The 26,067-nt window shown below is 48.2% G+C and carries 23 protein-coding genes and 1 tRNA gene; 7 read left to right on the top strand and 17 right to left on the bottom strand.

Annotation, left to right across the window (positions count from 1 at the left end; all coding sequences use genetic code 11):
* Positions 1–88: 88 nt before the first annotated feature.
* The gene (locus DW817_RS08305) at positions 89–1,084 is read left to right on the top strand and encodes a LysR family transcriptional regulator (protein ID WP_014129178.1); all 996 of its coding nucleotides are present in this window, start codon (positions 89–91) and stop codon (positions 1,082–1,084) included.
* A gap of 52 nt (positions 1,085–1,136) precedes the next feature.
* Here the strand turns inward: DW817_RS08305 and DW817_RS08300 are convergent, their stop codons facing one another.
* From DW817_RS08300 to DW817_RS08285, 4 genes are all read right to left on the bottom strand, one after another.
* On the bottom strand, positions 1,137–2,570 hold the full coding sequence (locus DW817_RS08300) for an amidohydrolase (RefSeq protein ID WP_014129179.1): 1,434 nt from the start codon (positions 2,568–2,570) through the stop codon (positions 1,137–1,139).
* A 20-nt stretch (positions 2,571–2,590) separates the two neighbouring features.
* Entirely contained in the window at positions 2,591–3,634 is a 1,044-nt protein-coding gene (locus DW817_RS08295) for a GTPase domain-containing protein (protein ID WP_009015027.1), read from the bottom strand.
* Complete coding sequence (locus tag DW817_RS08290) at positions 3,618–4,823, bottom strand: GTPase (RefSeq protein WP_009015026.1); 1,206 nt, start codon at positions 4,821–4,823, stop codon at positions 3,618–3,620. Before DW817_RS08290 ends, DW817_RS08295 begins: the two co-directional genes overlap by 17 nt.
* A gap of 136 nt (positions 4,824–4,959) precedes the next feature.
* The gene (locus DW817_RS08285; protein WP_016459871.1) at positions 4,960–5,430 is read right to left on the bottom strand and encodes a hypothetical protein; all 471 of its coding nucleotides are present in this window, start codon (positions 5,428–5,430) and stop codon (positions 4,960–4,962) included.
* 696 nt (positions 5,431–6,126) lie between these two features.
* Between DW817_RS08285 and DW817_RS08280 the strand changes: the two genes are divergently transcribed.
* Together DW817_RS08280 and DW817_RS08275 are read left to right on the top strand one after the other, a co-directional pair.
* Entirely contained in the window at positions 6,127–7,140 is a 1,014-nt protein-coding gene (locus DW817_RS08280; protein WP_009015024.1) for an asparaginase, read from the top strand.
* Positions 7,141–7,289: 149 nt separating this feature from the next.
* Positions 7,290–8,516, top strand: coding sequence for an aminotransferase class I/II-fold pyridoxal phosphate-dependent enzyme (locus DW817_RS08275; protein WP_009015023.1), 1,227 nt, complete (start codon positions 7,290–7,292; stop codon positions 8,514–8,516).
* Between the two features lie 210 nt (positions 8,517–8,726).
* Here the strand turns inward: DW817_RS08275 and DW817_RS08270 are convergent, their stop codons facing one another.
* The 9 genes from DW817_RS08270 to DW817_RS08230 form a co-directional block, all read right to left on the bottom strand.
* Positions 8,727–9,497: a carboxymuconolactone decarboxylase family protein gene (locus tag DW817_RS08270; protein ID WP_009015022.1), complete on the bottom strand. Its 771-nt coding sequence runs from the start codon at positions 9,495–9,497 to the stop codon at positions 8,727–8,729.
* A gap of 157 nt (positions 9,498–9,654) precedes the next feature.
* Positions 9,655–10,398 carry a DUF3824 domain-containing protein gene (locus DW817_RS08265; protein ID WP_009015021.1) on the bottom strand — a complete coding sequence of 248 codons (744 nt, stop codon included), beginning with the start codon at positions 10,396–10,398 and terminating at the stop codon, positions 9,655–9,657.
* A 216-nt stretch (positions 10,399–10,614) separates the two neighbouring features.
* Complete coding sequence (locus tag DW817_RS08260) at positions 10,615–11,583, bottom strand: stalk domain-containing protein (RefSeq protein WP_009015020.1); 969 nt, start codon at positions 11,581–11,583, stop codon at positions 10,615–10,617.
* Positions 11,584–11,712: 129 nt separating this feature from the next.
* Positions 11,713–12,657, bottom strand: a complete 945-nt coding sequence (locus tag DW817_RS08255) for a LysR family transcriptional regulator (protein WP_014129182.1) — start codon at positions 12,655–12,657, stop codon at positions 11,713–11,715.
* Between the two features lie 283 nt (positions 12,658–12,940).
* Positions 12,941–13,630 carry a response regulator transcription factor gene (locus DW817_RS08250; RefSeq protein WP_009015018.1) on the bottom strand — a complete coding sequence of 230 codons (690 nt, stop codon included), beginning with the start codon at positions 13,628–13,630 and terminating at the stop codon, positions 12,941–12,943.
* Entirely contained in the window at positions 13,627–15,114 is a 1,488-nt protein-coding gene (locus DW817_RS08245; protein WP_014129184.1) for a cell wall metabolism sensor histidine kinase WalK, read from the bottom strand. The genes DW817_RS08250 and DW817_RS08245 overlap by 4 nt, the downstream gene beginning before the upstream one ends.
* A 91-nt stretch (positions 15,115–15,205) precedes the next feature.
* The gene (locus DW817_RS08240; protein ID WP_009015016.1) at positions 15,206–16,687 is read right to left on the bottom strand and encodes a glycosyltransferase family 39 protein; all 1,482 of its coding nucleotides are present in this window, start codon (positions 16,685–16,687) and stop codon (positions 15,206–15,208) included.
* On the bottom strand, positions 16,684–17,631 hold the full coding sequence (locus DW817_RS08235) for an NAD-dependent epimerase/dehydratase family protein (RefSeq protein WP_009015015.1): 948 nt from the start codon (positions 17,629–17,631) through the stop codon (positions 16,684–16,686). Before DW817_RS08235 ends, DW817_RS08240 begins: the two co-directional genes overlap by 4 nt.
* Positions 17,632–17,995: 364 nt before the next feature.
* Positions 17,996–19,267 carry an S-layer homology domain-containing protein gene (locus DW817_RS08230; RefSeq protein WP_120112039.1) on the bottom strand — a complete coding sequence of 424 codons (1,272 nt, stop codon included), beginning with the start codon at positions 19,265–19,267 and terminating at the stop codon, positions 17,996–17,998.
* 252 nt (positions 19,268–19,519) lie between these two features.
* Here DW817_RS08230 and DW817_RS08225 point away from each other — a divergent pair, with 252 nt between their 5' ends.
* Complete coding sequence (locus DW817_RS08225) at positions 19,520–20,119, top strand: GNAT family N-acetyltransferase (protein ID WP_120112035.1); 600 nt, start codon at positions 19,520–19,522, stop codon at positions 20,117–20,119.
* 309 nt (positions 20,120–20,428) lie between these two features.
* Here the strand turns inward: DW817_RS08225 and DW817_RS08220 are convergent.
* The 4 genes from DW817_RS08220 to DW817_RS08205 all read right to left on the bottom strand — a co-directional run bounded on the left by DW817_RS08220 (position 20,429) and on the right by DW817_RS08205 (position 23,015).
* Positions 20,429–20,505 (bottom strand) — tRNA-Val (locus tag DW817_RS08220).
* Between the two features lie 52 nt (positions 20,506–20,557).
* The gene (locus DW817_RS08215; RefSeq protein WP_243634105.1) at positions 20,558–21,184 is read right to left on the bottom strand and encodes a DUF554 domain-containing protein; all 627 of its coding nucleotides are present in this window, start codon (positions 21,182–21,184) and stop codon (positions 20,558–20,560) included.
* 72 nt (positions 21,185–21,256) lie between these two features.
* On the bottom strand, positions 21,257–22,237 hold the full coding sequence (locus DW817_RS08210) for a ParB/RepB/Spo0J family partition protein (RefSeq protein WP_009015011.1): 981 nt from the start codon (positions 22,235–22,237) through the stop codon (positions 21,257–21,259).
* Positions 22,227–23,015: a ParA family protein gene (locus tag DW817_RS08205; RefSeq protein ID WP_014129187.1), complete on the bottom strand. Its 789-nt coding sequence runs from the start codon at positions 23,013–23,015 to the stop codon at positions 22,227–22,229. Before DW817_RS08205 ends, DW817_RS08210 begins: the two co-directional genes overlap by 11 nt.
* Positions 23,016–23,795: 780 nt before the next feature.
* Here DW817_RS08205 and DW817_RS08200 point away from each other — a divergent pair.
* The 3 genes from DW817_RS08200 to DW817_RS10705 form a co-directional block, all read left to right on the top strand.
* Positions 23,796–24,914 (top strand): 5-methyltetrahydropteroyltriglutamate--homocysteine S-methyltransferase, encoded by a 1,119-nt coding sequence (locus DW817_RS08200; protein ID WP_120112031.1) that lies wholly within the window; start codon positions 23,796–23,798, stop codon positions 24,912–24,914.
* A 68-nt stretch (positions 24,915–24,982) separates the two neighbouring features.
* The gene (locus tag DW817_RS08195) at positions 24,983–25,807 is read left to right on the top strand and encodes a MetQ/NlpA family ABC transporter substrate-binding protein (RefSeq protein WP_120112027.1); all 825 of its coding nucleotides are present in this window, start codon (positions 24,983–24,985) and stop codon (positions 25,805–25,807) included.
* A gap of 72 nt (positions 25,808–25,879) precedes the next feature.
* The coding region (locus DW817_RS10705) for a hypothetical protein (protein WP_207802115.1) at positions 25,880–26,067 on the top strand (188 nt) is incomplete at its 3' end.

The raw sequence follows: 26,067 nt of genomic DNA, 5'->3' as shown, positions 1-26,067 counted from the left end.
AAACAGTAAAAATCATGATGAATTTAAAGCAAAAACTTGATATAAAGGGATAAACCACTATAATGAGAAGAAGAAAGGGGGATATCCCATGCTGATTGGCTATGAAATGTTTCTATTAGCAGCTGAAGAGCTCAACTTTTCCCGAGCGGCAGAGCGGGCCTTTGTTACTCCACAATGCTTAAGCGACCATATCAAGAGGCTTGAAGCCCATCATCACGTCACGCTGTTTCGCCGTCGTCCTCACTTGGAATTGACCGCGGAAGGGGCTGCCATGCTGCGCTATCTATCACGAATAAAAGCACTCGAATATAGGATGAAAAATGAACTGGCAGATATCAGTCAGGGAACGCGCGGCACCATTCGTCTTGGGATTCCAACAACAAGAGGGACCATTCTCGTTCCATCCATGGTTCCCGAGTTTCAGAAACAATACCCTAACGTGGATGTCCAGGTTCGTCTCAATGATACCCATAAGTTGGAAGACCTTCTCCTCAGTGGAGAAATCGACTTGTTTCTCGGCGTCGATGCAAAGGAACATCCTTTATTCGACAAAATTGAACTGGAAAGGGAACCTCTCTATCTAGTTGTTCCGGAAACATTGCTTCGTACCTATTACGGAGATAAAACGAACGCACTCTTAGTAAAAGCTTATCAAGAGGGCATCGATTTGGCATCCCTTCCAGGAATTCCTCTTGTCCTTGGACATTCTGCTTCCACTACGACGACAGCCGTCTCAAATTTTCTGATGCAAAAGCATATTGCTGCCTCCCTGCCTATTCAGGTCAGCAACTTCAGCATTATGATTGATTTATGCAGAAGCGGTCACTATTCAACCATTTGTGCCCAATTGAACCTGCAGCAGCTCGATTGGACAGGGATACTTCCGACAAAGGAAAGACTGCATATCCTTCGCATCAAAGGACTTACCTATGAGTTAACAAATGTTATTGTATCCCATAGGGATAGCCAAAGTCTTCATTATGTTGATGAATTCAAGGATCTGCTCAAAAAATTCATCCATCTTGAGAATGCCTATGTAGCTTTACAGCTGCAAAAACTGCAAAACACAATGATCAGTAGATAAAAAAGGAACCCTGCAACAGATTTCTCACTGCTGCAGGGTTCCTTCCGTGTCCTTATTTTATTTTTGCGTATTTGGTTGGCCACACATCCTTGGGGATGGGGCATTCATAGGATGTTCCACCCAGCCGGCCGGACAGTTCCTGTTTGGCCCGGTCAAGAAGTGCAGGCTCTTCCATGACTTTCTTCGTGCTTTCCGCCATGACGCGAGCCGCGTAGTACATCCCCGAAAGAGCTACTGGACTCTGACCCATAGCCACCCACTGCCAGGAATGAGCGGTTGTACCAATAGGGAAGGTTGCCGTGTAGCACTGGGCAAGAGGAGTCACATAACTTACGTCCCCTGTATCAGACGATCCCATTTGAGTAATGGAATTGGGCTGGAAGGGAACAATGAATTCTCCAAAACGATCCTTCTTGATAAGATTTTCCAAAAACTCCCGATCAAGAAGGGGCGTCATACCCGGATCATGAAGGATATTTTCTTCTGGCACGGTCTTTTGGAATTTTTCCAAATACGCTTTTTCTTCCGCCGTGCGTTTCGGTGCGCCCACTTCCACCATGGCTTCATGCATAACCGCTGCAAGCGTATCGTTCCGCACCAAATTTGATACGGCCTTGTCAAAACGGAGGGAAACGGATGTTTCCGTCATAAGAGCCGCCCCTTGGGCAATCTTCTGTACCCTTTTATAAAGCCGTTTCGCTTCGGCGTTGCTCTTGCTGCGGATAAGATAGAGAACCTCGGCATGCTCCTGAACGACATTCGGGGAAACCCCGCCCGTATCAAGGACTGCATAATGGACGCGTTCATAATCTGCCATATGTTCCCGAAGATAGTTCACGCCCACATTCATCAGTTCCACCGCGTCAAGGGCACTGCGGCCCTTTTCTGGAGAGGCTGCCGCGTGGGAAGCCTGACCGGTAAAGGTAAAGGCCGCCTGGATATTGGCTTGGTTACTGCCTGTTGCAACAGCATTCATCGTTGCCGGATGCCACGTAAAGGCAGCATCCACATCGTCAAAAAGGCCTTCCCTCGCCATATAGGCCTTCCCGCTTCCGCCTTCTTCGGCAGGACAGCCATAGACCCGCACCGTCCCCTTGTCAGGATGGGCTTTTAAATAATCCCGGAGCAAAAGACCAGCTCCAATGGCGGCCGTTCCCAAAAGACAGTGGCCGCAGCCGTGTCCGCACGAGGTCCCAGACCGTGGCTTTTTTTCTGCCACGTCAAGTTCTTGGCTAAGACCGGACAGGGCGTCATATTCGGCGAGGATGCCGATAATGGGATGCCCAGACCCAAATTCCGCTACATAGGAGGTTTTCATGCCAGCAAGACCTTCTTTTACGGTAAAGCCTTCCTGACGCAGAAAATCCGTCATGGCCTTAGCCGATTTTGTCTCGGCAAATTTCAGTTCAGCCGCGTCCCAGATCACGGCATTGAGGGCCTTTAGTTTTTCCTCGTAGTTATGGGGAAGATATGCTGTCTGTTCCATGCTGCTACCTCTTTTCCTTGTTATGATCTCCGGGCATCAAGGGCCGACAGCAGCCGCTCCCGGGCAAGTTCATAACAGGCATTGACATAATCACGGCCCGTCTTGTTCACAAGTTTGTAGCCAATAAGGGCCGCCGTCGCCTGCCCCACAACGGGAACGACTTTGAGAAAGGTCCGGGCCACGAGCTGCCGACCTGCATTCTTTAGGATAAGATTGATGCCTTCCCTGCTCATGCCGCCTAGGACAAGGCGTTTATCCTTATCAGACACTTTTTTGCTTGACGCAATGATTTCTTCCGTAATGCCAAAGGTCTCCCGAATGTTGTTATAAAGCTGATACAAGATCATAAAATCCACAGCCGCATCAACAGCGATGATAGGATTGAGTCCATTATACGCAGAATAAGTAGCACTGCGCTTGACAAAAGTCATGGCCGCCGCCTTTTTGGCCTCAAGCTGTTCCTTTGTCCGCGCTTCAGCTGTCAGGATATATTTTTCTCTCCGAGCTTCATTCATCTTGCTCATGATGACATCATTCAGGACATCGATGCCCACCGGCCGATCCCTACGGGCCGACACAAAAACCAGATCGATATCCCGCGTACCCAGCTGCGTTTCCACATCACGGCGGATAACGGCCTCACACTCTTCCAAGGTCCGGCCTTCCTCATAGATCAAGTCAATTTTGCTGCGAACAAAGATGCAGGGCTTTTTCAGGGCTTCCAACATGCAGAATAGCCGTGTGTCAGCAGCCCGCAGCTTATCAGAAAAGACGCAGAGAAAAAGGTCGTATTGAAAAGGCCGGAACCGTTCGAGAAAAGCTTCTTCCGGGAATCCATCCGTTCCATAGCCAGGAAGATCGATAAACGTCACATCCCCATTTTCCACAACCACAGCGTCGGTCGTCGGTTCCATCAGTTCACCCGTCTTTACAGCCTCCCGTCCGCAGACGGCATTGATCAGGCTTGATTTCCCGCTTCCAGGTTGGCCAAAAAGGACAATGCGCACATTCTCCTCATCAATTTCTTTTTCAATTTTCTTGATATCTTCACGTTCTGTGCTCATGGGTCCCCCACTCGATTTCTGTCTGGAGCCGTCTGCGGGCATACTCGTAACAGATCCTGACATATTCTTTTCCAACATAATACATACTGCCCGCATTCATCAATGAAGCGGCAGCGGCCCCGGCAAGGGGAATAAATTTGGCTGCCTTCTCTCCGGCCCGTTTGCGTAAGAGGAGGCTCAGGCCCTTGGTCACGCGCTCGCCTGTAACCCCACCGGCCACTTTTTTTACAAGATTTACTCGGTTTCCTTCGATAGGAAGATCCCATTTCCCTAAGCCAAAATCCGTCCGGATTCCCTGATACATTTCCTTGAGGATACGCGCGTCAATAACAGCATCCATACCGACAACAGGATTAAGGCCGTTGGCGGCCGCCATGGCTGTATACTTACGCACCCGACGGTCTGCCGCCCGACGCTTCAAAAGAAGGGTATGCTCCGTATACGCTTTTGCATGACGGGCATACCGGTCTTTCAAAGCCGGCTCCAAATGATCCATGATGGCTTCCTGAAGATTCGGGATGCCTCGTTTTTGGGCATTGCCCCAATCCTTTCGGCAGCTCGTAAAATAAAGCGGAGCACAAGGTCCTACCTGATGACGGACATCTTTTTGGATTTCCTCTTCAAGACTTTTTAAGGACCGAAAAGGAGCATAAAGCCCATCGATCTTATTGCGCACAAAAAGGCAGACCCTGCCCAGCCGCTGGAGACGGGAAAAAAATTCTGTATCAGCCTCCGTAAGCTTGCCCGAAAAAATGCAGAGAAAAAGGTCGTATTGGAGGGGATCAAAATGGCTGAAATAGCCTTTTTTGGGAAAACGCGCCGTATCATAGCCAGGCAGGTCCACGTAGACAACACTTCCCGATTCGATGACTTGGGCCTCCTTGGTCGTATCCGTCCCGGTTCCAACCTTGGCTTTTTTCTCCCCTATCAGTTCATTGATAAGGGAACTTTTGCCGGCACCGGGCTGCCCAAAAAGGCAAATCCGAACTTTTTGTTCCTTTTCTTTCTGCCAGGCTTCCAAAAAACGAAAAGCAAGTTCACCATAGACATCATGGGGAATCTTGGAGGCAGGGGCAGTTGGTTTGACCGCGTCCGTGCGAAAAGAGGCAGCCTTTTTCTTATGGAACGGACCTGTAAAACGGCTCGCAAGGTCCATCAAATATGCTTTTCTAAGCTGGGAAAGCTTCATCTTTCCACCGTCCTTTGCGTGCTATGGGCCCCAGGCCCAATGGGATGTTCCAAATTGGGATAGATTATCTTTTATTATAGCATAAGCAGGGCACTTCCTGCGGAAACTTCCCCCGATTCCCATCCTACTTTGAGACTCAAGGTTTAGGGACAAAAATTTGGACAGCCCCCGGTCTTGAAGGAAAAGAGGCAGCCTGACGCTGGGGCGTGCCGCTGTAGGGACGGGGCTGGCGCACCAAAAATGGCTGCTTTTCCTCGGGCCCCACAGCCGTAGGAAGGTGGGCGCTTTGGGGCGGGAGGAGGGGCCGTACCGTGCGAAAGACAGGGGTCCTCCTGCGCATGATGCCATAAATAGGACGATAAAATCCAGTTTCAGGCGCCAACAGTCCCTGCGGCTGATTGCGCAGCCGGATGGTCCAAAGGGGCGGGTCATCATAAAAAGAAGGACGCTCTACCGTAAGGGGCATGAGATCTTCCCTGTAAAGCGGCAGGGATCCGTATTTTGTAAGAATTTTCGCCGCACTTACGTTCCCGTTGCTGAAAAAAAGCAGGGAAATCGTCAAAAGGCTCCCTCCAAGCCACCTGATCCACAGTCTTTGTTTTTCCATGTTTCTCACCTCATTTTCTGTTGGGGCCATTCCCCAAAAAAAGAAAGAAGGAACCCTGATTCCCCAGAGTTCCCCTATAAGTTATATTTTATCAAAAGAACGGAGCGGAGGAAAGGGGCCTTTCCCTAAGCGTAAAATGTTTCTTGATAGGGTATACATAATACTTGCAAAATAAAGGAGAGCCCCCTATTGTTAAGATAGTGTTGACGGCACGAATATCAGGACAAGGGAAGATCTCCCATAGAATGGATTATATCAGATGTCATCAAAATAATAAAAAAGGAGGGTAAGAACAAAATTGGGATGAAGGAAGGTCCTTTGGGCCTTCCTTCTAAACACCATGATTGCCATTATTGTCCTTTTCCCAAATCGGTCATAAAAGACCTACTTATGATATAATAAGACTGTTTCTCATCCTTAAAAGAGCTCCGATTGGTTCACTGCTGGCTTTCGCCGCTCTTTATGGAAGGGCAGGAGCACGTCCCAAGACCAATGGTCAAGAACATATGGAGGAACAAATTTACAGCCTTGACGGGATTTTTCTGTCATCTGCCGATTCAGGATTTTCTGTTAGAGGGGCAGATGCTGCGAAGGGTTACCATCTTTATTTGGTTTTGCAGATCTGGTGCCTTACTCGTTCTCATGTGATATCACCGAGTTTGCTGTAATCATTATTTTACTGGAAATCTATTTATTTTGGAAAGTGAGGTGAATGGGGCATTTCTCCCCGACCTAAAAAGCCGGGGTATCCTGCCCCACATCGAAATGAAAAAAATCCTCTTTTTGACGACAGGCGGCACCATTTCCTGCGTTGCCACGGAAGATGGCCTGGAGCCTACCCTTTCCGGCAATGACATCCTTACATCCGTCCCTGAGCTGCGCACGCTTGGAGAAATTACCGTAAAAGACCTGACCAAGATCGATTCCAGCAATGTGGTCCCGCAAGACTGGAGCAGCTGGGCGACCCTTATTGGGGATAACTATACGGAATATGATGGCTTCGTCCTTACCCATGGAACGGATACCATGGCCTACACAGCCTCTGCGCTCTCCTACATGCTTGTAAATCTGGGAAAACCAGTCGTCCTCACCGGCTCACAAGTACCTTTGTCACTATCCAACTCCGATGCCCGCAGCAACTTGGAACTGGCCTTTACCATCGCGTCAAGCGGCCTTCCCGGCGTATTTGTCGCCTTTGGCAATAAAGTCATCAAAGGCGACTGCTGCAAAAAAATCTTTACCCGCAATTTCAATGCTTTTGAGAGCGTCAATGAAGCACCGGTTCTCTTTTTTGATAAAAACGGCATTAAAAAGAACCTCCCCGACCGACGGAATGTGGGAGGGTTCCGTGTTGAAAGCAAGATGGAAGAGAAAGTCATGGCACTTACGGTCACGCCTGGACTCAAACCTGACATCATCGACTATGCGGTCCAACGCGGCTACAAGGGCATCGTCCTTGAATGCTATGGCGCGGGCGGCGTCAATACAGGCCGGGATAACCTCCTGCCCGCCATCCGCCGAGCCATCAAGGCCGGAGTACGTATGGTCTGTGTCTCCCAGTGCCTTTTTGATGGAGTTGACCTGTCCCTTTATCCCATGGGGATCCTCGCCGCCCAAGCAGGGGTCGAATCAGGCGGTCCCATGACCTTAGAAGCAGCCGTCACCAAACTTATGTGGAGCCTTGCCAATCCGGCCCTAGAGAAAAACTGAAGGTAAGGTCTAGCAACCACAGGGGAAAGCCAGTCTTTCCCCTGTATTTTCTTTCCTATTTACGTTAACCTTATTTATTAAAATGGTATACATATTTTTTGATTGGGGCTATACTACTCCTATCCTATCGACCTAAGGAGGGTTCCCCATTGCAATCCACATATTCTCATGCTCCCCTTGCCAGCTCCTCTGGAGCACGCCTTCGGCACCGCGTCGAAAAAAGGCTCCGCACCCTGCACGCAGCCGGTCTTGCGCGGACCATCACAGACCTTGACATGATTGGTCCCGTTACGGCAAGAAGCCGCAGCGGCCAGATCTATACCGTCTTTTCAAGCAACAATTATCTCGGCTTGACCCACCATCCAAAAGTACTGCAGGCCGCGGCTGACGCCTTGATAAAAGGGGGAACGTCCTCCACGGGATCGCGCCTCATTTCAGGAGGAATCGCCCGAGGAAGTGACCTTGAAAAAAAACTTGCCCGCTTCAAAGGCTGTGAAGCAGCGCTTCTTTTCAATACCGGCTACCTGGCGAACTTAGGCGCCCTCTACACACTTCTCAAAAAAGGTGACCTTGTTTTCAGTGATGAGCTGAACCATGCCAGCATCATCGATGGCTGCCGGATCAGTGGCGCCGAGGTCATCGTCTATCGTCATAATGATATGACGGACCTGGAACAAAAGCTAGCTGCCTACGCCAGCAATCAAACAGCTGTCAAACTCATTGTTACAGACGGCGTTTTCAGTATGGATGGCGACCTTTGCAGGCTGCCGGAACTGGCAGCGCTCAAAAATCGATATGGAACGCTCCTGATGGTGGACGACGCCCACGCAGAAGGCGTCATTGGACCTGGTGGAAGAGGAACGGAAGCCTATTTTGGTCTTCAAGGCACCATCGATATCCAAACAGGGACTCTCAGTAAAAGCCTCGCCTCAGAAGGAGGCTATGTGGCTTCCTCCAAGGAAATCATTGCCTACCTTACTTGCCGCGCCAGGCCCTTTGTTTTTAGCACCTTCATCAGCCCCCATGATACAGCGGCGGCTTATGCCGCACTCCAAGTCCTTCAGGAAGAAGGGCCCATCCTCATGAAAACACTGCGCGAACACACAAGGTTCATGCGGGAGGGACTCCACACCTTGAAGCTCCCCGTTCTTCCAGGAATAACGCCCCTGATTCCCATTATAGTTGGGTCTGTAGAAAGAGCAGCCGCCATTGATGCCTTTCTCAAGGAAAGAGGCATCCTGCTATCTGCTATCCGACCGCCGTCTGTTCCCATGGGTACCGCCAGGCTGCGTCTCACGCTTTCAGCAGCCCACACAAAGCCTCAGCTTCAGCAGGTTCTTTCCCTTCTCAAAGAAGCTTGGCAGCAAATTCCATAAACAAGGCTCCGCTAAAAAGGATCTTTTTTAGCGGAGCCCTATTCATAAGAAAAAAGCATATACAGGATATTTTCATTACTGCAGCCACGTGTCGCCGGCTTTGCCCCATCCCAGTAAGAAGAGAATGAGTTTTTTCATGATGAGGACCTTCTTTCTTCGTAATCCCCGTTCAGCAAGTTCCCCACCGTCTGATTCCGTCCTGCCTTCGATTTACGTTAAAGCAGCCAAAGTTTTTTCATATTGCGCATCCGACACTTCCTCAAGCCACTCATTGGATGTATTGACGCCTTCGGGATCCATGGCCAGATGGCTGAACCAGGCATCGGTCACGGCACCATGCCAGTGCTTGACCCCCGCTGGAATGTGAACGACCGATCCTGGCAGCATGAGGACGGGTTTCTTCCCCCAAGCTTGATAGATACCTTTTCCGCCGACACAGATGAGAAGCTGGCCCCCTCCTTTATCGGCGTGGTGGATATGCCAGTTATTCCGGCATTTAGGTTCAAAGGTCACATTGTAAATGGGAACCTGTTCCGTCGAAACAGGGGCCAGATAGCTTTGCCCCTTGAAATATTTGGCATAGGCGTCATTTGGCCCACCAATCGGAAACATGAGCTCTTGAGCAAACCGCTCCTTTTCAGTAAGGGCGGGAGCCGCATCTTTCCATACAGCCCCAGCAAGTCCAAAAGCAGCCCAGGCCTTGGGCCAGCCTGCATAAAAGCCAACCTGGGTCAAGATACCGGCGATTTCCGCTTTGCTGACACCATGATTCTTGGCATTTTGGAGATGGTAAGACAAGGATCCATCCGTTATCCCCATGGACACAAGGCTCGTCACCGTAATAATGCAGCGCGTTTTGACATCCACACTGGGGTCGTTCCACACCTTGCCAAAAAGAAAATCATCATTGGCCTCGGCAAAAAGCGGGGCAAAATCCCCTAATTGGGTCCGTCCAGCAGTCTGGACAATCTTTTTCTCCATATAGATTCAACTCCTTATTGATTACGCAGTCCTTTGCACAGATATCGCTGCCTTTGAGTATAAAGAGATTGAATACCCATTTCCAATACTTCTTTTTCATCCTTGCCCATGCTCCAAAAGCATAGGCAAGGAGATGGTGCTCATTACCCTTGAGGCATCAGGAAAAAAGCTTTTCCACAATGCCCTTTTGATGAACCTTGCTGTGGAGGATTTCCCCAGTCTGTGCGTTTAGAAGGAACTCATAACTCATATTTCCTTGATCCACTCTGGCTTCGTAGAATACAGGACGATGGGAACCCATCGGTCCTGCCATAGGCTGCATGCCTTGAGGAGGAAGTGCCTTGTTTTGTGCAGTCGGTGCAGCAAAATCAGCAGGATTGCCGCCCGTAGGAGCGGGGGCCTGATCAGATGCCTTATTGGGGCCTTCCTGAGGGGTCAATTGAGGCGTCCTTGGGTCCTCCCCTCCCCTTACACGGTCACGATTGTCATGATCTTTTTTGAAGAACTTGCGGTCATGATCCCTTTTTTCTTTATCTTTATGCTCTTTGTGCTCCCGCAAATCAGGTTTTGCCTCTGCAAGGCGCAGTCCTTTCAGCGTAACGCTCCCTTCATCAGTACCGAGCAGGCTCGCAATCTTACCGAGCACTTCATCACTTGAAAGAAGGGGTTCATTTCGCTCCACTGCCAGTTTTTGGGCAAGTTCCACTTTGGCAGCAGCTTCCGCCTGCCGACGGTCAAAACGCATCTTTTTCAAGGTCACCTTTCCTGCTCCCGCAGCTACAGCAACAAGAACAACCACGGCTGCCCCTTTCTTAAGGTTGCGGGGTGAAAACCCTTTTTTGCAAAGGGCGGTCATTTTCTTTGACACACATTCCCATTTTTCAATTTTTTTCTCATCCATGATAAGATTCCTCCCTTTTTCCGGATAAGGTAACGGGATCTGCCCGTTTTATTGAATCCGTGTTGTTGAACCTTATCATAGAGGGAACGCATGAAGTCCCTATGAAAGAAACTTGAACATCTTATTACATGTCATAAAAATTTTAAAAACAAATGAAAAGGGCTGTGAAACGATGAAAAGCTCATACAGCTTCACAGCCCCTTAAGGCACAAGGCGTTATTTTCCACGAACGATTTGATTGGCAGCCGCTTTGGTCAGCGCGCTCTGGGAATGATAGGAATAGGTATAGATGCCATCTTCCCAAGTAAGGGTCCGGTAGGCATCTTTATCACCGCGGCCGCGGATTTTATAGGAACCATCGATCCAATGGGTATCAACGGCATACTTGGTGTAATCCCCACTGATATCACCAGCCGATCCCTTTTGTGTCCTGTACAGGGATCCATCTGCATAGTTGATCTGGGCAAGGCCATCCGAAAAGAGATACATGCCGGCAACCTTTTTATTTTTCAAAGAAGCCGGTACCTTAATCGTATGCCCCACCTTCTTTTCCATTTCGGTCAGGGAGCTGTATTCCACCATGGGATTGGGGGCTTGTGTTTGGCTTTTTTCAGCAGCGGCTTCTGTTAACAGACGTGCCGCATCCTGAAGCTGGGATTTTTGTACGGTAATGGAAATCGTTTTGCCTTCAATCTTTACCTCATTGAAAAAGACACCAAAAAGGGACACGGGAACGTATGTCACGCCCTCAACGACCTGGGGCGCATTCGTAAATTTATACGCGGCATCAAGGTTTATAACTTTAAGCTTGCCTTTTCTCTGATAGAGGGTTTCACCGGGACGAAATTCCATGGACGCAATACTCATATCCAGTTTGGAAGATGCCGTTTCTGGATTCCAGGAAACAGTATACCCCAATGCTTCTGCCACAAGACGCAGTGGAACCATGGTTTCCTTTTGACGCACAAGAACTGGCGTTGGCAATGAGGCGGCATCAAGGGTCTTGCCGTTTACAATGAGGACATGGTCTTTCTGGAAGACGCCAACCTCCTCCTTCGGACTGCTTTTTACTACAGCTGCCGGAGCCGCGTCTTTAGACGCGCTAGGGGAAGCGGCGGCGGCAAAGCTAAGGGAAGGAGCGGCAAGAAAGCCGCAAAGAACAAGGGCTGTCAGTCTTTGATTCATAGCAATTCCTTCTTTCTATCGTAACGATGTTCTCTTTTCATTGTACCACAAAGAATAGACAATGCAGGGATAAATCGCTTCCTTCGTCTGCCGCTCAGCGGTTTGTCCTAAGCATCTATCCTTTCAAGATCAGCCCTTATCAGAGGCAAACACATCCCGGATCATGACTTCCAGTTGACGGATATAAAGCGGTTGATCTGCCTCACGGTGCGTGACAAGATCAAGACGCAAGGTTTCTGTCAGCTCCTTGATGGCAAGAATACGCAGGGGATTTCCCGCTGTTTCCGCTCCGTGGAAACGGGCCATTTCGACAAGACTTTCCGCCAGGTACATCCCTACAAGCCCCGTCCCGCAAAGCCGGATCTGCGCATTGGAATCGCTGACCCTCACAAGCGTATCCTGAACGAGGTTCCGCTTTTTTTCATAACGCTCCACAACGGTGACAAGGGTACTTGCTTCCGCATTCTGTACGAGAGGGAGCGTATCATACTCCTTCATGTCGATGATGCCGGTCCGCAGTGTCTTGGGATAAGCGCCTGGACTTTTGGCGTGGGCTTTAAGGTAGGAATCCGTTGCAAGGAAAAAAACCTTCTCTTCCTTTAACGGGGTGAAGACAAGATCCCTGTCCACGGGACAGTTGACGCCTACCAGAAAGTCAATTTTCCCATCAAGAAGGCGACGAGCTTGGTTTTTCACATCATCAATGACCACCTTCAGCGTCACATGAGGAAATTTTCGATGGTATGCTTCATACAAACGCGGCAGAAAGAACTGGACACGCCCGGCATTCATGCCAAGGGTCACTTCCCCCTGCGTCCCTTCCCGAATGGCTTCGATATTTTCCCGGCAGGATCGCTCAATCAATTCAATGCGGCGCAGGGAGCGATAAAGAACCTTACCGGCAGGGGTCAGCGCCATGTAAGGGACTCGTTCAAAAAGGGGCGCCCCCATTCGTATTTCCAGTTTCTTGATATGGGCACTCAAGCACTGCTGAGTCACATAGGCCCGTTTAGCGGCACGGGTAAAGTTCAGTTCCTCCGCGGCAAGGAGAAACATTTCCGAGTCCGTATCCAATCACATCACCTCCAAGATGAGGTTATTATATCACAAATAAATAATTGTGATGCTCTATATATTTCCTTTTAATCTATTGTAGAATCTCCTCTTTCATGGTAGAGTATGACCATCAAAGGAACCGCGACTTCCTTTGATGCCATGTATGGAGATCACGAGAGTGGAAGGGCCTCCACGATTATCTTCTCTCTTGTGCACTGCATGAGTGAACCCCCTTTCAACATTTTCCTTTTCTAATGACAAAGAACCCCTGCGCAGCGGCGTGCGCAGGGGTTCTTTGTCATTACCGGCGAAAACGGTAACCGGCACCCCAAACCGTTTCAATATAGTACGGTTTGGATGAATCCTCCTCAATCTTTTCCCGGATTCGATTGATATGAACGGAGACAGTAGAGGTATCACCCAAGGAATCTTCGCCCCATACCCGCTCAAAGAGCGTATCCTTGCTGAATACGATGCCTGGATTCTTGGCAAGAAAAGCAAGCAGTTCAAATTCTTTGTTGGGAAGAAGGATTTCTTTATCCTGTAAAAAGACCTGATGTGAAGATAAGTCTATGACCAGGTTTCCGCAGCGAAGCACTTGGGGCCTACTAGACTCCCGATTGGTCAGCTGTTCATAACGGGAAATATGGCTTTTAACCCGGGCCACGAGTTCAGTTGGACTAAAGGGTTTGACAATATAGTCGTCGGCACCCAGTCCCAATCCCCTGATTTTATCGATATCTTCCTGTCTTGCGGAGACCATCAGGATAGGGATATCTTTTTCTGCTCGGATTTCGCGGCAAACCTGGAAACCATCTTCTCCGGGAAGCATAATATCCAAAAGAATCAAATCAACAGGAGAACTCAGGGCTGCTTTTTTTCCCGAAAGACCCGTAAATGCCATCTGGACTTCAAATCCATTGGCTTCCAAATAATCCCTCTCCAGTTCAGCAATCCCTTTATCATCCTCGATAATCAGTACCTTTTTCATGCTTCCTCCTTTGCTAATGGAAACTCCATGACAATCTTCAAGCCATGGGGCGTTTCATTTTCAGCCCAAATGATACCCTTCATTCCCTTCACTAGCTCCCGTACGACGGCAAGCCCAAGTCCACTACCCTTGGCCGGATTGGTCCTTGCTTTATCAGTACGGTAGAAACTTTCAAACAGATGGCTTAAATCACTGGGCGCAACCCCTGGCCCATCATCGCTAAAAGCCAGCTGAACCCACTGTTTCCTTGGAACCGACAAACTCATGACCACATGCCCCAAATCAGCCGTCTTATATTTGATGCTGTTGGAAAGAAGGTTCGTTACAATCCGGGAAAACTGAATCCGGTCAAGAAGGACTACGCATTCCTCCCGGGGAGCCTCCACCTTGAGTAAGAGTCCTTGGCTCTTGAAGTGTTCCGACTGTTCCTCAACATAGTCTTCCAAATATGCCTTAAGAGGAACCTTCTCCATATGGTATTCCATCTGCCCCAGGTCCAGCTTGGAAAAAAGGAACAAGCTTTGGACCAAGTTTCCCATATGCCTTGCCGTATCAATGATCATCCGAAAATAATGGTCTTTTTTCTCCGGTGTATCTGCAATCCCGTCTCGCAGGCCGCAGGCATACCCTTCGATCTTGGTCAGAGGGGTTGAAAGGTCATGGGAAATTCCTGCAATCATTTCCTTGCGGTTCCGTTCATATCGATCCCGGGTTTCCCGTGCCATCTTAAGCTGGCGGCGCGTCAGTTCAAAGGCCATCATCGTCATCCCAATTTCGTCTTCGCTATCTACAGGAACCGGCGTATCAAGATCCCCTTGGGCAATATGACTGGCCGTCACCTGCAGGACCTGCAGCGGTTCAATGATCTGTCTGCCAAGATACCGGGACAGCTTCCAGCCAATGATGAGGATCAGCAAGGTAACCAAGCCGCAGACCACATAAAAGCTCTTTTTTAGTAGAGCCTTGGAACTGATATCGATCAGTTCCCCGTCCACGACCAAAGGCCCTTCTCCAATTACGGCAAGACGGACCCCACTCTCATCAGAAAAATAATGGAACGCAAGGCCCTTTTCCCCCCAGGAGATGGAACCTCTTCCGCTGGGAGCTTCCGAAAGTGCTTGGGAAAGGGTTTCCATGCCCTGTGTATCTTCTGTTTGATAGATGATGGCACCCTGCTTTCCAACGATGACCACCCGACATCCCAACGCCTCCAGATGATGGGCAGAGTCCACGAGGTCCTTGCTCTTTTTCTTAAACTGATCGGCTCGGACACGGAACCGGGTCAATTCAAATTGGGTTGAAAGTGTCGGCCCACTTTCCGGCCAAAGAAAGGAGAGGATTGTTGACCGATTCAAATTACCAAACTGAAGGCTCAAGAAGACAAGGGCACTTAACAGGGCCATAAAGATCACGGGGATGATGATCATGAAAAAATTAGAAAACAGCAGCCGCTTTTTTATGGAAAAATCTCGTATATGTATCATGCGTCCTCCTACACAAACACGCTGGAATCCACTTTTTTATTATACTACAAAAAGAAGGGATTCCTGCTAAGAGGAATCCCCTTTATCGGGGTCATCGTACAACTTTTCTAAGAACCATCCACATTCCATCATCATGGACGCATTCCCAGATTCCGTCAATATCTGTCTCAAAATCTTGCAGGTCCCCGCTCCGCACAACGGCAAGGATGTCCTTATCTTCTGAAAGGGATTCTATAGAAGCAAAAGGCATCATGTTCTTTGCGTTCCAGTCCAATGCGCCCGGAAGCAGCTCTGGAATTTCATCCTTCCATTTGAGCCGTTTGGCCACATAACCCGAATAATAGGTAAGGGAAACCGGATAGCGTCCGCCATAGGTAACGACTGTTGTGTCATTTCTGATCATGGTTCTAACTATCTGGGCCGCATCATAAGCAGAAGCTTTCCGGCATTGCGGGATGGCTACCATATAAGTAAGAATCAGATACACGGTCAAAGCGCCTCCCGCCAGTCCTTTTACAAGCCGTTCATGTTGGACCAAAAAGGAGGAAAAGAAGACGGCAAACGGCAGCATATAAGGAAACGTATAGGTCATATATTTTGTCTGGACAAGTTCAAAGATAAAAACCGTCACAAAAGCCCAGGAGGCAAAAAAAGCCGTCCGAACATCCACTTCGGGGAGCTTTTTCTGATAGGCTGCATGCCTGCAGAAATTCCGGATTTTAAGGGTCCACTCCCGCCTTGATCCTGAAAGGGGCAGGGTAAAAGACCAAGGGGCCCAGCCCAAAAGAAAAACAAAGAAATAGTAGTACCAAACATTTTGGCGTGGGTGTTCCGAAACGGTAGCCCTCAAAAAATTATGGACGCCAAAGAAATTCAGAAGAAAGTCATGACCATGCAGGACCGTCATGGGTCCATACCAAAGGCCGGTCAAGATCAAATAGAGAAGCCCTCCGGAAACCAGTTTCATGTGCGCCAAGGCTTTTATGTCCCGCCGCCACCAGAGGAAAAAAAGGATGATAAGGCCAGGAAGCCCCAGTCCTATCGGGCCTTTGACCAAGGTCCCGATGGCAGCGGCCGTATAGGCCGCATAGTACCAGCTGGATTTTTTCTGCGTATAGCCTAGATAAAATGCCATCAGTGTCATTTCTAAAAAGACAAAGAGCGTCATATCCGTAATGATGGCCTTTCCAATGTAAAAATATTCAGCACTGGTCAAAAGGAGCAAAGAAGCCGCCATGGCCCGTTTAGCTGAATACAACCGCTTCACAAAAAAGTAGGACAGCTCAATCCCTAGAAGGCCAAATAAAGCAGAACCAAGGCGTGCAGCAAAGGAAGTTACGCCAAATAGCTTAAAGGAAAGGAGCAGTTCCCAATAATAAAAAATGGGCTTGTCATACCAATAATGACCATAGATCATTGGGGAAAACCAATCCCCACTTCGAAGCATTTCAAGCGCGGTTTCAGCATAATTTGATTCAACCGGGTCGGTCACAAGAAGGTCCTGGTTCCCGGCAAATAAAAGGATGGCCCCTAAGACCAAAAGGAGCCAAGGATAAGCACGTTCTTTTTTCATGACTGAACTTCCTCCTGACGGGCTTGATCCTGAGCAAACCGAAAGGTTCGAAAAAGTCCTTCTTCCAAGGTCATCTTTGGGATCCATGCCAATAAAGTCCTTGCCTTTGCGCAGCTCAGCACGGAACGATGGATGTCTCCGTACCGCTTAGGACCTTGTTCATGAGGAACACTGTACCCGGCTGTCCTTTCGAGCATCGCCAGTACCGTTTTCAAGGAAACTTCTTTTCCCGTACTAATATTGTAGACCGCATCACCACGTATTGTTACAAGGCTCTTTGCAAGAGCTTCGGCTACGTCACGGACATAGATCCAATCCCTGGTAGGATCAGTTGCTCCAAAAAGGGTGATGGGGCGATGACGCGCAATCTGATTGGCAAAAATCTGAATAACACCACCGGGATCCTTACGGACTTCCCGCTCTCCATATACATTGGCAAAGCGAAGAATCACCCATTCCATAGAAAAAGAAGGTGCCAGCATACGGATATAGTTTTCTGCCGTCACCTTGCTCAATCCATAAGGAGACAGCGGACATAAAGGCGCTTCTTCCGCCAGCGGCAGGAGTGCTTCTGACGGATGACCATAAACGGCTGCGGAAGAGGCAAAGACGAACCGGCTGACATGGGCCTTTCTGGCACCTTCCAAGACGGCAAGGGTCCCACCAATATTAAGGGAGGCATCCCGCAGCGGATCTCGTTCCGAAGAAGCAACTTCAATTTGGGCGGCCAAATGGATCACCGCGTCAAAATGTCTGGCTGCCATAAATTCCTGAAACTGAGGCGTCAGGATATCGATTGGATAAAAATGAGCTTCCAAAGGAAGCAGTCCTGCATTGCCTCGCGAAAGATCGTCGACAACGGTTACATCATATCCTTTTTCGATTAGATACCTTACAGTGTGATTGCCGATGAATCCGGCTCCTCCAGTGACCAGCACGTTCATGGGACCACTCCTTTGATTCCTTGATTTTCATCAGTATAAAAGCTGAATCTAAACAAAGCCTAAACAAAGGAATAAGCTTTCCGTAAGCCCCTGCAAAATCCTTGTAAGGAAGCCGCCTTGATTGTCTTGACGAAATACGATCAGGAAGAACAGCCATATACAAAACATATTGTTTCACGTGAAACAATAAAAAAGTCTCCCCGGATCATCCAAGGAGACTTTTTAAGGTAACATTGATGTTAAGTTGGGGTGACACAGGCACACGATTCTTGCAATGAAGACGGTTGCCCTTTTCAGAAATTGTTCCCGTTGCGCTCCAGGAACGACCCTATATTAGATAAAATTCCCAAAGGGGAGCTTATCATTAGAAAGTAACAACGAGCTGGCTCCAGAGCGTACGGGCATGTTTATCGGAGGTTTCTCCCCGTTTGCCCTTCAAATCATAGTAGTCAACTTCAGCCACCATATTCTTGGCAAGGGTCAAGTTGGCTCCCACCTTATAGCCTTTGAAGCCATAACCTGCAAAGGCATCCCATGCACCATCCATAGTGTGGGCAATAACCGTCGGAGCAGACTGATCATAATAAGTTGCAATCAGGCCCCAGCTGCCCGGCTTATCTTCCTCAGCACCGCCATAGGTCAGACCAACGACGTAACCGTCATCATCGCCGTCTCGATATTCGGAAAGAAGGACATCTTTATCACCTTTCAGGTACATACCGGAAAGATTCAGCTTGCCAGCGGTATAATCAGCGCCAACCGTCCAAATTTTATTGTCACCATTCAGGCCAAAATCTTCAAATTTAACGTCCTTGGCCTTAAGGTAGGAAGCCGCCAGATTGAGGTTGCCCCAAGTCCCGCCCAACTCCGCTTGGTAGAACGTATCAGCAACGGAAGCATCCGTATCATCGTTCCAGCCAAAATCACTTTCACTGGCCATTTTTCCATAGGCTGCCGTGATATAGGCATTACCGAAAGGTACGGTCGCCCGAACCGCGTCGACCTGGCTATCATAGATATTGCCATTGCCGAGGAATTCATCATAGCGGCCAGCTTTGATACCGACAACTCCAATATTTCCTTCCAAGAAGGCTCGCTGGAAATCGGTGTCACTGTCACCAGATTCATTCTTGCCCTGAAAATACTGATGATTTTCAAGCATGGCCGTATAGTGCCAGTTATCGTTCACTTCACCAGTGAACCAAAGACGGGTCCTCAGGTCCGATTCAGAATTGCTTTCCCCATCGTCCTTGAATATACCGCCTTTATTGCTTGCATAGCTCATCTGGACCTCGCCAGTCACACGAACATGATCCGCATTCTTTTCGAGTTTTGCTACTCTAACTCCAAGATTATCGAGCTCATCGGCAAATTCACCAACAAGCTTATCATCAGCACCGATAGCTCCCTTAGCCAGTGCCTTTGCAACAATCTGGGCCATTTCATAACGGGTCATGGTACGGTCGCCTTTATAGGTGCCGTCAGGATAACCATCGACAATCCCTGCCGCGGCCAGCTTGGCAACCGCGGCATAAGCCCAATGACCAGCGGGAACGTCAGAAAAAGGATTGGCTGCAAGTGCCGTGCCGCTGATTCCCAGGGCAAGAACCAGGGCTGTGACAAATTGTTTTTTCATTGTTTCCTCCTTTTACACCAAAAGAACGGAGTAAGCAAAGTTTCCAAGTTTCCTTCGCTTACTATTTTTTGTTTTAGTTAGTTTAATCTAACATGATTAGTATACCGGACATTGCCGCTTTTGACAAGCCCTTTTTTATTATCCTTACGGCCTTCTATCCGGCTCCGTCCTAGATAGAAAAAATATATGGGTTCCATTGCTTTTCCGCGTGCTATAATGACTCTTATCTAATACTGAAAGAAGATGTAATCGATGAAGCCCTTTGTTTCATTCCCTCCTCTTGTCATCCGTCCTGCAAGTCCGGATGATGCTGCGCTTTTGCGTTTGATTTATGCTCCTTATATCCAAGAAACAGCCATAACATTTGAAAAAACGGTTCCCTCTTTAAAGGAATTTCGAGAGCGAATCGTCCTTACCCTTCAGCAATATCCTTACCTTGTCTGTGAAGAAAACCAAGAAGTCGTAGGATATGCCTACTTAAGCGCATTTAATCCCAGATCTGCTTACCGCCACTGTGCAGAGACCAGCATCTACGTAAAAAAGAATATGCGACATCATGGAGTAGGAAAAGCCCTTTACCATGCTCTCGAAAAGTCTGCTCAATCCATGGGAATCCTGAATCTAAATGCCTGCATCGCCTATCCATCTAACGAAAAGAAACCAGATCCCTTTTTAAGCCTAGATAGTCCTCATTTCCATGAGCACCTAGGCTATACAGTTGTCGGCCGCTTTCATCAATGTGGATTTAAATTCGGTCGCTATTATGATATGATTTGGATGGAAAAGATGATTGGCCGCCATGACAAATCGCCTCATCCCTTTACTCCCTATCCTGAACTATCTGCAAAATGAACAAAATGATGGATGGGGTAATAGGGAGAGAAGAATCTTCTTATTTTTGAGGGATTCCTCATATCCCTTCAAAAATCCTTTCTGAGCGTTTTTATTGTTTTCCTTATAGATTGAGTCGTATTTTAAGAAAAATCCATTGAGAAATGATTTTTACGCAAGTATTGAGATGAGAGTTCTTTAAAAAATTCCTGTCAACTAATTTTCCCCTTTACCAGCATGCGAAAAGAAATGGGGCCCAGTGGTTGATCCACTGGGCCCCATTTCTTTATAAAAAAAGGGCCGCTTCCGCGTGCCCTATAGGGATTCAATTGGTGGGGTTATGCGGGTTCGAACCGTAGACCTCATCGATGTGAGCGATGCGCTCTAACCAACTGAGCTATAACCCCGATGTACCCGTCCATTATACTCCTTAGAGAAGAAATTGACAAGTCTTCATTCCTATCCAAAAAAATACGTCATAACGGCAACAATAAATAGGCCAGGAATCATATTTCCTACTCGCATCGCTATTATCTTTGACATTGTAAGTCCGATACCAAAAATAAGGATTCCCCCTGCTGCCGAAATCTCTTGGGCCACTGCATCTGTAACAAAAGGTCCAATGAAACTGGAAAGAAGTGTCAGTGTCCCTTGATAAAAAAAGACAGATAAAGCAGATGCCATAACCCCCGCTCCCATATTGGCACCATACATGATGGCGCTCAGACCATCAATCATCGCTTTTGTATACAGCGTTGATGCATCCCCATTTAATCCATCTTGAATGGATCCAACAATAGCCATGGCACCAACACAATAAATAAGGCTTGTCGTTAAGAATCCTTTTGCAAAGGCTCCGGTCTCCCCTTTTTGGGAAAACCGTTTTCCCAGATAAAGGCCTACTTGTTCCAGTTTTCCCTCAATATTCAGCGCCTCCCCTACGAGGATTCCCAGGACGAGACCAGAAATGACAAAAAGGGTATGCTGCCCAGCAAGAGCCATCTTGAGTCCCAGGACCATTACACAGAGACTCAGTCCATGGATAACGGTCTCCTGGTACCGAACTTTGATGCCGCGTCCCGCCAAAAGACCCAGAGCTCCACCTGCACAATGGCCACAGCATTGACCACCGTACCTGTTCCCATCATGATGCTTCACCTACACCGTAAACGGTTTTCCTTCTTCTTGCAAAGCAGGTCCTTCTTTTTTTAGAAGTTCCATGACCCGTTCCAGATCGCCTTCATTATAGTATTCAATGACGATACGGCCTCCATGTTCCTTCTTATCAGGCTGGACCTTGACTTTTGTCCCAAAATATTGGGTTAGATCTTCTTGGATAGCCTTCACATAGATGCTTTGACTTTCCTTGACAGACCGTCTTGCTTTATCCTTCGCTTTTTTCCCATTTTTAGCGGTCTGTTGGGCTTCCAGTTTCTCAGCTTGTTCCTTTTCAGAAAGGCCTTCCTTTTCACTGGTAACGTATTCTTCTACCATACGAGCAGACCAACCTTCTTCTGCTGCACGAAGCGCGAGCTTATCAATTTGCTGGGGATCCGTCAAACTAAGGAGCGGACGAACTTGACCCGCAGTCAATTTTTTATCCGTCACCAGTTGGGCCGCTCCTTCAGGAAGCTTTAAAAGCCGCAGACTGTTTGCCAAAGCAGCCCGGCTCATACCAAGGCGTTTGGCCGCTTCTTCTTGAGTGACCTTAAGAGCGTCCATCATATTCTTGATGCCCCGAGCCTCTTCTATGGGGTCAAGATCGCTGCGCTGCATGTTTTCAACAAGAGCGACTTCCATCATAGTGGCGTCATCATAATCACGGATGACAACAGGAACCTTGACGAGCCCCGCTGCCTTGGCAGCTCGCCAACGGCGCTCTCCGGCAACAATTTCATAGGTTCTCCCCTTTTTGCGGACAATAAGGGGTTGGATAATGCCGCTTTCCTGAACCGATTGGGTAAGTTCTTCCAAAGCCTTTTCATCAAAAGTGTGACGCGGCTGGTAGGGATTGGGAATTAAGTTTTTAACAGCCAATTCCCCTACATTTTCACCCGCCTGCCGTTCTTTGACCACTTTCTTAACCGGTTCAAACATCACATCAAGACCATTTTTCCCCAATCCTCTTTTACTTGGCACGGCGCTTCACCTCCCTTGATAGAGCCCGATATGCATCAGAAGCCTTGCATTTCGGATCATAGGCAATGATGGGTTCCCCGTAGCTAGGTGCTTCTCCAAGGCGTACACTGCGAGGAATCATCGTCTTATAAAGAAGATCTGGGAAATGCTCATGGACGGCTGTCACAACATCATTGGAAAGGTTCGTTCTCGTATCCGCCATGGTCATGACAATTCCTTCTACGGAAAGATTAGGGTTGCTCGTTTCCCGAATACGATCAACGGTCTGGATGAGCTGGGTGACCCCTTCCAAGGCGTAGAATTCACACTGGATGGGAATCAGTACTGAGTCTGCCGCTGTAAGGGCATTGATAGTCAATAAGCTTAAGGAAGGCGGGCAGTCAATTAGGACATAGTCATAACTTTCCTTGACCTTATCCAACTGTTTTTTTAGACTTAAGGCCCGGTTTTTCTTCTCAATCAATTCAATCTCCGCGCCGGCCAGGTTCATTGTAGCCGGAGCCACGCTGAGATTTTTCCATTTTGTTTCTACAACGACCTTATCCATATGGATTCCATGGATGAGGACATCATACATATCTTTTTCAAGGGTATTTTTATCGATTCCAAGGCCGCTTGTTGCATTTCCTTGGGAATCAAGGTCCACAAGGAGGACTCTCGTTCTCGTGTTTGCAAGACAGGCTGCAAGGTTGATACTTGTTGTTGTCTTACCGACACCCCCCTTTTGGTTGGCGATGGCAATGATCTGCGTCATGACATTTTTTCTCTCCTTATTCATAGGTTCACGTCCTATTCTATCACAAATTACATCATCAAGGGGAAAAATCCCTGTTCACCTTGTCCATTTTTTTGAATGTTTCACGTGAAACATTCAAAAAAAAATCTTAAATCCATTCTTTTTGGTGCCTGTCTCCCATTTTTTAGCTGTCTCGGAGAATTAGGCGAATGTTTCACGTGAAACATTCGCCTAATTCCCATGTTTTAAAAGCCTTCCCATTGGGACACCACCGTTCCCCGTTTCTATTCCTCCCTCGTATCCATAGGATTCCCCCTTCTGGAGCCATCCCAGAAGATCAGCATTTGGTCATGGATCGAGCTTTTCCCAGCGTATGATCGCATAAAGCCTCCTTCCTATGGATACTAAGACAGTAATGGCGTACCAAAGAAGTTTTTCTTCTGCTCCGATACTTATTTATATCCTCAGAAACAGGTCTAATCATATGAGCCCGTTTCTATTCTTCCGATTTGATGCCGTTACCCAAAAGGTCACTTATATGCTTTTGCCAGATTACAATCTTTCACTTTTATTTTTAACAGCTTCCACAACTAAATGGACAGATGTGCGACTGTCATCAACATTTCCTATAATTGACGCATCCGTTTCTTCCCATCTATTATTCGTTTTTTCTTATGATAAATTGAGGTATGCTGATTTCGCTATGCGTTAAAGTTATATCCATTCATTCTTTTTTGGGATTATACAAATAATCCTTGATGAGATACAATACCCTACATCAATACTATGAATCAGAATATTAGAGCAAAAGGGGACGATACAATGACTGCCACCGCACCATTTCGTTACGATATTGTTGGAAGCTTCCTGAGACCGGCCTCTCTCAAAGCGGCAAGAAAAGCCTTTGAAGAAGGGACCCTTTCCCTAGAAGCACTCTCGAAAGCCGAAGATGAGGCCATCCTTGACCTTGTAGAAAAGGAAAAAGCCTGCGGCCTCAAAGCCGTCACAGACGGCGAATTCCGTCGCCGCTACTGGCATCTGGACTTTTTGGCTGCCCTTGATGGTGTCACGGAAGTCCATGCCGATCATTGGTCCGTTGCATTTAAGGGTGCGCAGCCTAAAGCATCCACCATCGCCATTACAGGGAAAATTGATTTTACGGACCATCCCTTCCTGAATCATTTCCGTTTTCTTAAAAAGGCAGCAGGGGAGACCCTAGCCAAGATGACCATTCCTTCTCCATCCATGCTTCACCTCATCGCCTGCGTGCGGACGGAATCCTACACACCGATTGAACGCTATCGCGATGAAGCCGTGCTTTTTGAAGACATTGCCGCTGCCTACCAAAAAGCGGTCCTGGCCTTCTACGACGCAGGCTGCCGTTATCTCCAGCTGGACGATACGTCCTGGGGCGAATTCTGTGATGAAGATAAACGCGAAGCCTATGCCAAACGCGGTTTTGACCTGGACCATATTGCCAAAGAATATGTCAAGGTCCTCAACAAGGTCCTTGCCGTTAAACCCAAGGATATGGTCATTACCATGCATATCTGCCGCGGCAATTTCCGTTCCACCTGGTTTTCTTCCGGCGGATATGGGCCCATTGCCAAGACCCTCTTTGCGCACTGTCCTGTCGATGGATTCTTTCTCGAATACGATACGGATAGGGCAGGGGACTTCAATCCGCTCCACCATATCAAGGACCAAAAGGTTGTTCTGGGCCTTGTTACCTCAAAATCGGCAGACCTTGAAAATTCGGAAGCCATCAAAAGACGGATCAAGGAAGCAAGCGCTCTGGTTCCCCTGGATCAGCTGGCCCTTAGCCCGCAATGCGGCTTTGCTTCCACGGAAGAAGGCAATCTCCTCACGGAAGAAGACGAGTGGAAGAAGCTCACCCTTATCCGCAGCATTGCCCGTGAAGTCTGGCCCGATGCCGATTGAGTTCCGCTTATCCTAAAAGCAATGTTTCACGTGAAACATCTAGTCGAATCAGAAAGGAAGTCTTTTCTATGCAAAAACGCGTTCTTACCCTTCTTGCTGTCAGTCTTCTCGGGCTCGCTCTCGTAAACGGCTGCGGCAGCAGTGAAAAGAAAGAAGCCAGTACGCCGCAGAACAAGGTCATCAAGATTGGTGCGACGGCCGGTCCTCATGCCGACGTTGTGCACGCCGTCGCTGACGAAGCAAAAAAGCAGGGAATCAATGTGGAAGTCATCGAATTCTCTGATTATATTACGCCGGACAAAGCCTTGGCGGAAGGTGATTTAGACCTCAACAGCTATCAGCACGCACCATTTCTGGCAAATTTTGCCAAGCAGAACAATGCCAAGCTCGTTCCTATTGGCAATACCATTCTCATGCGTATGGGCATCTATTCCAACAAGATTCATGATATCAATGCCGTTCCTGACGGCAGCGTCGTGGCCATCCCCAATGACCCAACAAACGGCGGGCGTGGCCTCGTCCTTCTTGAAAAAGCAGGTCTCATCAAGCTAAAGGAAGGCGTCGGTTTCAAAGCAACAGCAGCCGATGTGGCAGAAAATCCAAAGCACCTCAAATTCAAAGAACTGGAAGCAGCTCAGCTGCCCCGCAGTCTGGATGATGTAGACCTTGCCGTCATTACCATGAACTATGTCATGAGCAGCGGAATGGATGTCAAGAAACAGGGCCTTTTCTGGGAAAAGGATGATGAGCCCCTTGCAGTCATGGTCCTTGCTGCTCGCGAAAAAGATAAGGACAACCCGACCTATAAAAAGATTGCGGACCTTTTCCATTCCGACGCAGTAAAGAAATTCATTGGAGAAAAGTTCAAAGGAACCATCATTCCTGCAAAATAATGTAAAAAAAGAACCGATCAGAAAGAAGATTATTCCTTCTGGTCGGTTCTTTTTGTCGTAGGGGAGGGGCCTTTGGCCCATTTTTGTTGTACCTTCTTCTTGCAGCCTGCGGATGGCTTCCTCATTGAGCCAGTACCATTCCTCTCGAGAAAGTTTGGTACTTTGCAGGGCATCATAATAGGCAGCGACCCGGCAAAGGAGAGGCCGCTTTTTAGGTTCTATAATTTATTTTGGGGCGCTAAAGTGACCGTCCAGATGCG

It is taken from the genome of Acidaminococcus sp. AM33-14BH (assembly GCF_003603525.1).
GTDB lineage: Bacteria > Bacillota > Negativicutes > Acidaminococcales > Acidaminococcaceae > Acidaminococcus > Acidaminococcus intestini.
This window is presented reverse-complemented; position numbering and strand designations above follow the sequence as displayed.